The 4,355-nt window shown below is 61.0% G+C and carries 7 protein-coding genes and 1 pseudogene; 7 read left to right on the top strand and 1 reads right to left on the bottom strand.

Features of this window, described 5'->3' with window-relative positions; genetic code table 11:
- The 4 genes and pseudogenes from AAC023_RS13750 to AAC023_RS13735 all read left to right on the top strand — a co-directional run.
- Positions 1–390: pseudogene (locus AAC023_RS13750) on the top strand (adenylosuccinate lyase); the annotation flags it as partial.
- A gap of 41 nt (positions 391–431) precedes the next feature.
- Positions 432–989: a pyridoxamine 5'-phosphate oxidase family protein gene (locus tag AAC023_RS13745; protein ID WP_339741763.1), complete on the top strand. Its 558-nt coding sequence runs from the start codon at positions 432–434 to the stop codon at positions 987–989.
- Between the two features lie 90 nt (positions 990–1,079).
- The gene (locus AAC023_RS13740; RefSeq protein ID WP_339741764.1) at positions 1,080–1,367 is read left to right on the top strand and encodes a GIY-YIG nuclease family protein; all 288 of its coding nucleotides are present in this window, start codon (positions 1,080–1,082) and stop codon (positions 1,365–1,367) included.
- Between the two features lie 173 nt (positions 1,368–1,540).
- On the top strand, positions 1,541–1,975 hold the full coding sequence (locus tag AAC023_RS13735; RefSeq protein ID WP_339741762.1) for a thioredoxin domain-containing protein: 435 nt from the start codon (positions 1,541–1,543) through the stop codon (positions 1,973–1,975).
- Here AAC023_RS13735 and AAC023_RS13730 read toward each other — a convergent pair.
- Positions 1,972–2,295, bottom strand: coding sequence for a DUF1476 domain-containing protein (locus tag AAC023_RS13730; protein WP_339741761.1), 324 nt, complete (start codon positions 2,293–2,295; stop codon positions 1,972–1,974). The genes AAC023_RS13735 and AAC023_RS13730 overlap by 4 nt on opposite strands.
- A gap of 220 nt (positions 2,296–2,515) precedes the next feature.
- Between AAC023_RS13730 and purC the strand changes: the two genes are divergently transcribed.
- The 3 genes from purC (at position 2,516) to purQ (ending at position 4,355) form a co-directional block, all read left to right on the top strand.
- Positions 2,516–3,283, top strand: coding sequence for a phosphoribosylaminoimidazolesuccinocarboxamide synthase (gene purC, locus AAC023_RS13725; RefSeq protein WP_339741760.1), 768 nt, complete (start codon positions 2,516–2,518; stop codon positions 3,281–3,283).
- A 156-nt stretch (positions 3,284–3,439) separates the two neighbouring features.
- A complete protein-coding gene (gene purS, locus AAC023_RS13720) occupies positions 3,440–3,679 on the top strand; it encodes a phosphoribosylformylglycinamidine synthase subunit PurS (protein WP_339741759.1) in 240 nt (79 codons plus the stop codon).
- Positions 3,680–3,692: 13 nt separating this feature from the next.
- On the top strand, positions 3,693–4,355 hold the full coding sequence (gene purQ / locus AAC023_RS13715; RefSeq protein WP_339741758.1) for a phosphoribosylformylglycinamidine synthase subunit PurQ: 663 nt from the start codon (positions 3,693–3,695) through the stop codon (positions 4,353–4,355).

The raw sequence follows: 4,355 nt of genomic DNA, 5'->3' as shown, positions 1-4,355 counted from the left end.
ATCTCCCACTCCTCGGTCGAGCGCGGCATCGGCCCGGACGCCAATGGCCATCTCGATTTTGCCCTGCAGCGCTGCGCCGGCATGGTCGAGGGCCTGATCGTGCACGCCGATCGCTGCCAGGAAAATCTCGACGCCCAGGGCGGCATCCATAATTCCCAGCGCCTGCTTCTGGCCCTGACCCAGGCCGGCGTGTCGCGCGAGGACAGCTATCGCCTGGTCCAGCGCAATGCGATGAAAACCTGGGATGAGGGCGGCCAGCTGGTCGACCATCTGAAAGCCGATCCGGAGGTCACCGCCAAGATGACCAACGCCCAGATCGAGGCCTGTTTCGACGAGGCCTATCACCTCAAACATGTCGACACGATCTTCGCGCGGGTGTTTGCCGACTGAGGCGAGTATGCCTATCCTTCCTGCAACCGAGGGAGACAGGCATGGGCAAGCTTTACGACAGCATTGACGAGCGGGTGACGGGCTTTATCGAGGCGCAGAAGATGTTCTTCGTCGCCACCGCGCCGTCGGGCCATGGCCATGTCAATGTCTCGCCCAAGGGCCATGACACATTCCGCATTCTCGGCCCCCATGAAGTCGCCTTTCTCGATCTCGGCGGCTCGGGCATCGAGACCGTGGCGCATCTGCGCCAGAATGGCCGCATCACCTTCATGTTCTGCGCCCTCGATGGGCCGGCCAATATCCTGCGCCTCTATGGCAAGGGCCATGCGGTGTGTTTCGACGATCCGGGTTTTGACGAGAAACTCGCCCTGTTCGGTGATTTCCCCAGGGCGCGCGCGGTCATCACGGCCCGCATCTCGCGCATCCAGGACAGCTGCGGCTGGGGCGTACCGCTCTACGAGTTCAAGGGCGAGCGCGACCAGCTGCTGCGCTATAACGAACACCGCTCAGACGAGGAATGGCGCGAGCGCCGCTATACCGGCAATGCCCTGTCGATCGACGGCCTGCCGGGTCTGGTGCGCCCGGACGAGGCGGAATAGCAGCACAATTTAATTCGCTTAATAGTTGTAATCTTTGCATATACGCATTATCGTCATCCTGACGAAAGTCAGGACCTCGAGACAATGGGCATCCAACCCTGTGTCTACATGCTCGCCAGTCGCCCGCGCGGCGCGCTCTACATCGGTGTTACAGGCGATATCGCCATGCGCGTCTGGATGCATCGCGAAGGGCGCGGACCGAAATTCTGCGCGCGCTACCAGATCCATGATCTGGTCTGGCTGGAATTCGCTGCGACCCTGGCCGATGCGATCACGCGCGAGAAACGGTTGAAGAACTGGCGTCGCGCCTGGAAGATCGAGCTGGTGGAGAAGGAAAATCCGCGCTGGCGGGATTTGTATGAGATGATCAACCAATAGCTCTATGACATCGAGGTCCTGACTTTCGTCAGGATGACGAGGATTGTGGTTTTGTATTCGGGTTGGTCCCAGCCAAGGCGGAGCCTGGATAACGCGAGTGTGATGGCGGCGGCGCTGGCCTTCCCACACCGGCGCCCTATCCTGCCCCAAGCAAAAAGACCGGAGCCCGCCGCATGCGTACTGCCCTCATCGTCCTCGCCCTGCTGGGGGCTTTTCTGGCACCGAATTTCCTGCGCGGTGACTGGGCGGCGCAGGCCGAAGCGGTCGAGGAGCGGCCGCGGCTGGTGGCGGCGATGTTTCGCTCGTCCTGGTGCGGGGCCTGCCGCATCCTGGAACCGCGCATCGATGATGTCCGGCCGGAGTATGCGGATGCGGCGATTGAATTCATCCGCTTCGACTTCACCCTCGGCCAGCGCGAGCGCGTGCGCGAACTCGCCGTTGAGGCCGATATCACCGAGCTTTATGACGAGCTCGTGGGCCGCACCGGTTTCCTGGTCCTGATGGACCGTGAAACCGGCACTGTTTTCGAGATCATCACCACCAATTACGACCGCGACCATATCCGCGAAGCGTTCGACCGCTGGCTGGCGATTACGACGGCAACCTAGCTTTCGGTCTGGATCTGGTGACGGGCTTCGGCCAGTAATTCATCCATACGCTTGCGCAGGAGGTGATCGGAGAGCTCGACCTTCTTGGCGTCGAGATCGGCGCGCACCTTGCGGAAAACGTCGTCATCGCCGGCTTCCTCGAAATCGGCGACGATCACCGTCTTGGCATAGGCCGTGGCGGCTTCGCCATCGAGACCCATCAGTTCGGCGGCCCACAAGCCCAGCAGCTTGTTGCGACGGGCATTGGCCTTGAAGTCCAGTTCCTGGTCGTGGGCATACTTGTTTTCAAAACCGGATTCGCGATCATCAATGCCAGACATGGCAGCTCTCCTTGGGATAATGTGTTGCCTGATTGGTTAGCTTGCCCACCGCCCGAAATCAATCGCCCCGGCACAGGCCATACCGCACCGCAGCAAGGGATTGCGAATAACGAAAAGGGCGGATAATTTAGCCCATCAACGCGCGGTCCGGTCTCCGATTCGGGCCGCGTCGCGCATTTTCGGTCCGAATATGACCCGGACCCCGACTGGAGCGCCGCCCATGTCCCGCCGCAAGAAACTCTACGAAGGCAAGGCCAAGATCCTCTATGAAGGCCCGGAACCGGGGACGATCGTCCAGTATTTCAAGGATGATGCGACGGCCTATAACGGTGAGAAAAAGGCGACGCTCGAAGGCAAGGGCGTGCTCAATAACCGCATCAGCGAATATATCATGGTCCAGCTCGGCCATATCGGCATCCCGACGCATTTCATCCGCCGCCTCAATATGCGCGAGCAATTGGTGCGCCAGGTCGAGATCATTCCGCTCGAAGTCGTCTGCCGCAATGTCGCCGCCGGTTCGATCAGCAAGCGCCTCGGGATCGAGGAAGGCCAGCAATTGCCGCGCGCCATCGTCGAATTCTATTACAAGAAGGACGAGCTCAACGACCCGATGGTGTCGGAAGACCACATCACCTCGTTCAACTGGGCCACGCCGCAGGAAATCGACGACATGATGGCGCTGACCCTGCGCGCCAATGATTTCCTCTCCGGCCTGTTCGCCGCGGTCAATATCCGCCTGGTCGACTTCAAGCTGGAATTCGGCCGCCTGTATGAAGGCGATATGGTCCGCACCGTGCTGGCCGACGAGATCAGCCCTGACAGTTGCCGGCTGTGGGACATGGAAACCAATGAAAAGATGGACAAGGACCGCTTCCGCCGCGATCTCGGCAATGTCACGGAGGCCTATGCCGAAGTCGCCCGCCGCCTGGGCGTCATGAAGGACATGCCACGTTCGGTCCCCGACGCACCGGATGACGCCGGCAAATAGTCCTCGGACAAAACAGGTTTGAGAACGCCCCCGCATCGCCGGGGGCGTTTTCATGTCCGCACACCGCAAGAACCGGCGCTGCTCGATTGCATCGGCCCGCCGCCCGCATTATGCAGGGCGCATCCAAAGCAGGCCTCAAAAAAGCGAGTCGTTCCCGTGAAAGCGAAAATCCACGTCTATCTCAAGCCCGGCGTTCTCGACCCGCAAGGCGCTGCCGTTGCCGGTGCGCTGCACAATATGGGTTATGCCGAAGTCGCTTCCGTGCGCCAGGGCAAGCTGATCGAGCTCGACCTGACCGGTGATGATGTCGAAGCCGCCCGGGTCCGCGTCGACGAGATGTGCGCCAAACTCCTCTCCAATCCGGTGATCGAGAGCTACTCGATCGAGCTGGAATAGGGGCGGCGTGGCCATGAAATCCGCCGTCATCGTCTTTCCCGGGTCCAATTGCGACCGCGACGCCCATGATGCGATCGAACGCGTCACCGGCACCGCTCCCGCCATGGTCTGGCACCAGGAAACCGCTCTGCCCGAAGGCACGCAATTCGTCATGGTGCCCGGCGGGTTTTCCTATGGCGACTATTTGCGCTGCGGCGCCATGGCTTCCCACTCGGCGATCATGCCGGCCATCATCGCCCATGCCGCTACCGGCGCGCCAATTCTCGGCGTGTGCAATGGCTTCCAGATCCTGACCGAATGCGGCCTGCTGCCCGGCGCGCTGATGCGCAATGCGCAGCTGAAATTCATTTGCGAAGACACGGCCATTACCGTCACCAATACCAATACGCGCTTCACCTCGCGCTATCCGGCCAATGCCAAGCTGATCATCCCGATCGCCCATCATGACGGCAATTATTTCGCCGACGACGAGACGCTGATCCGGATCGAGAATGAAGGCCAGGTCGTCTTCCGCTACGGCGCCAATCCGAACGGCTCCGCCAATGACATTGCCGGCATCGTCAACGAGCAAGGCAATGTGCTCGGCATGATGCCGCATCCGGAACGCGCCGTGGACGCCAGGCATGGCGGCACGGACGGGCTGGCCTTGTTTGAGAGCTTGCTGGGGAGCGCTTAG

Source organism: uncultured Maricaulis sp. (genome assembly GCF_963976135.1).
Classification (GTDB): Bacteria; Pseudomonadota; Alphaproteobacteria; order Caulobacterales; family Maricaulaceae; genus Maricaulis.
Note: the sequence above shows the minus strand (reverse complement) of the source record. Positions and strands in the feature narration are given on the sequence as shown.

Coding starts and splice junctions, on each gene's coding strand:
- AAC023_RS13745 (WP_339741763.1), top strand. CDS start 432: ATGGGCAAGCTTTACGACAGCATTGACGAGCGGGTGACGGGCTTTATC.
- AAC023_RS13735 (WP_339741762.1), top strand. CDS start 1,541: ATGCGTACTGCCCTCATCGTCCTCGCCCTGCTGGGGGCTTTTCTGGCA.
- AAC023_RS13730 (WP_339741761.1), bottom strand. CDS start 2,295: ATGTCTGGCATTGATGATCGCGAATCCGGTTTTGAAAACAAGTATGCC.
- purC (WP_339741760.1), top strand. CDS start 2,516: ATGTCCCGCCGCAAGAAACTCTACGAAGGCAAGGCCAAGATCCTCTAT.
- purQ (WP_339741758.1), top strand. CDS start 3,693: ATGAAATCCGCCGTCATCGTCTTTCCCGGGTCCAATTGCGACCGCGAC.